The sequence below is a fragment of the Paenibacillus sp. N119s genome (assembly GCF_059447605.1).
In genome coordinates this window covers 1-2,416 of record NZ_JCAJRU010000400.1, presented here as the reverse complement: position 1 = coordinate 2,416, position 2,416 = coordinate 1, and the positions used below count along the sequence as shown (strand labels likewise).

Annotated in this window: 3 protein-coding genes; 2 read left to right on the top strand and 1 reads right to left on the bottom strand. The window is 43.2% G+C overall.

Annotated elements, in window-relative coordinates; translation table 11 throughout:
• A partial coding sequence (locus AC5V8P_RS25125) for a ketoacyl-ACP synthase III (RefSeq protein WP_495474006.1) occupies nt 1-860 on the bottom strand: 860 nt, incomplete at its 3' end.
• A 264-nt stretch (nt 861-1,124) separates the two neighbouring features.
• Here AC5V8P_RS25125 and AC5V8P_RS25120 point away from each other — a divergent pair.
• Together AC5V8P_RS25120 and AC5V8P_RS25115 are read left to right on the top strand one after the other, a co-directional pair.
• On the top strand, nt 1,125-1,439 hold the full coding sequence (locus AC5V8P_RS25120; protein ID WP_025722639.1) for a helix-turn-helix domain-containing protein: 315 nt from the start codon (nt 1,125-1,127) through the stop codon (nt 1,437-1,439).
• The gene (locus AC5V8P_RS25115; RefSeq protein WP_149034409.1) at nt 1,394-2,278 is read left to right on the top strand and encodes an IS3 family transposase; all 885 of its coding nucleotides are present in this window, start codon (nt 1,394-1,396) and stop codon (nt 2,276-2,278) included. The genes AC5V8P_RS25120 and AC5V8P_RS25115 overlap by 46 nt, the downstream gene beginning before the upstream one ends.
• Nucleotides 2,279-2,416: the final 138 nt, after the last annotated feature.

Below are 2,416 nucleotides of genomic sequence, written 5' to 3'. Positions count from 1 at the left end.
GACGCCGCAGAGGTATTTCCATACAACTCTACACTCGTCAGCGTCTTTTCCAAAGGTACTGCACTTTTTTCACATATCGACTCAATCATTCTCATATTAGCGCTATGAGGTACAAACCAGTCAAGATCCTCCTTCTTCATATTTGCCTTATTCATTAATCGTTCGATTCCAGTTGGAACAGAGCGTACAGCCCATTTATAAACCTCACGTCCATTTTGAGCGATAAATCCATTATCTTGCAGCTTCTCTCCGTCCAAATAGTTGGACAATCCTGCGCGGTAAAGATGTGCTCCACCTTGCCCAAAGGTTCCTATGTCTGAGGTCAAAAATGACCCTTCATCCTCGTCATATTCAACTAGTGCAACTCCTGCCCCATCTCCAAAAAGAACACATGTCGTGCGGTCTGTATAATCTGTAATTTTGGATAATGTTTCGGCTCCGATCACTAGAACCTTATGATGTAGCCCACCCGTAATAAGGCCATTTGCCAAATGAAGCCCATAGGCAAAACCTGCACACGCAGCACTAACATCCATTGACCCTGTATTCGGAATATTAAAATATGCCTGAATACGAGAAGCCGTACTAGGAAAATAGTAATCAGGGGTGCTCGTCGCTACAATGATCATGTCAACGTCGTCTACATTTACGTTATAAAGGTTAACCATACGTTTAATAGCTTGTATACACAAATCAGATACGTATTGATCTTCAGCCGCAATGCGTCGCTCCCGCATCCCCGTTCTTTGTACAATCCACTCGTCACTAGTGTCCACAAGTTTCTCCAAGTCGGCGTTCGTTAAAATCCGTTCAGGTACATAAGTGCCAAGGGCCGTTAACTTTGCTTTTGAATTCAACATTCTGATCACTCTCCTTTAAAGTCCTTATTCATATTATAACACCAGATACTAATACCTGGTACTAATTTTCTTCAAAAAATATCTATCTATGTAATAGCTAATATCCACAGATTTAGCTGAACTTATAACCAACTTACTCTAATTAAAATTCAACTGTTATTTAACACAAAAAAAACCATGATCTCAATTGAAGTGCACCCCTTAGAATAGACATTGGAAAAACCCCCGGGTTTAGCCGATGAAATTCTAGGAGGTGCATTTTTTATGCCGGCGAAAAAGGGAACAAAGTTTAACGAGTATACGTTTGAAACCAAGGTAGAGGCCATACGACTCCATATTGAAGAAGGTTGGACGTATCGTAGACTCATGGAGAAGTTTGGAATCGCAGATCGACATCGATTAAAAGAATGGATGCGCAAATACAAGCAACTCGGTGAATTCGGGCTCATGGACCAGCGAGGACGGCGTAAGGAGTATATCGACCAGGATAGGTATGTACAGAAGCTGAGACGGGAAAATGACATGCTAAAAAAGTGTTTGGAAATCTGGATACAGGAGATGAAGCACACAAATATATAACCATTGAGAAAGCTGCGAAAGACTATCCTATTAGCAAACTGTGTACGCTTTTCAAAGTCTCCAGAAGTGGATATTACGCCTTCTTAAAGCGTAGAGGAGCAGATCGAGATCGGGACGCGAAAGCACTTGTGAAGAAAGTGTATGAGCAGTATAACGGGGTCTACGGCTATCGCCAAATTCAACTATTTTTGCAGCACGATCATGGAGTCTGGATGAACCATAAAAAGGTACTCCGGCTCATGCAGGTCTTGGGAATCCGCTCACAAATTCGCCGGAAACATCGCTGCAACTATGCTTCCTCTACGAAAGGTCGTGTGGCGAAAAATCTGCTAAAACAGGATTTCAAGGCGGACAAACCTAATCAAAAATGGGTCACAGATATCACGCAATATCGTGTGGGAGATTGCTGGCTATATCTGTCTGCGATTAAAGACTTGTTCAATAACGAAATTATCGCCTACCAGATGAGCCATAGAAATGATAACGAACTGGTTTTACAGACGTTTCGACAAGCCTTTAAACAGCAAAAAGACGTGACTGGCCTCATCGTTCACAGCGACCAGGGATTCCAGTACACGTCCCATGCGTACCATGACATGCTGCCAAAGGTTGGCGCCCGGATCAGCATGTCTCGCCGAGGCAATTGTTATGATAATGCCTCGATGGAGAGCTTCTTCTCGCATCTCAAAACGGAAGGGCTCTACCCATATGATATCCGAAATATGGACGAGGCACAAAGGAGAATAGAAGAATATATTCGATTTTACAACCAATGTCGACCACAACGAAAGTTAAATAAGCTGCCTCCGAAAGAGTATCGGAAGCAGCTTATAGCCTAGGGTCTTTTTTCAGTGTCTATAAAATGGGGTCTTGACCAAATAGGATCATGGTCTTTTTTACTTGTTGCTTGGCAACGTCCTACTCTCCCAGGACCCTGCGGTCCAAGTACCATCGGCGCTGGAGGGCTTAACGGTCGT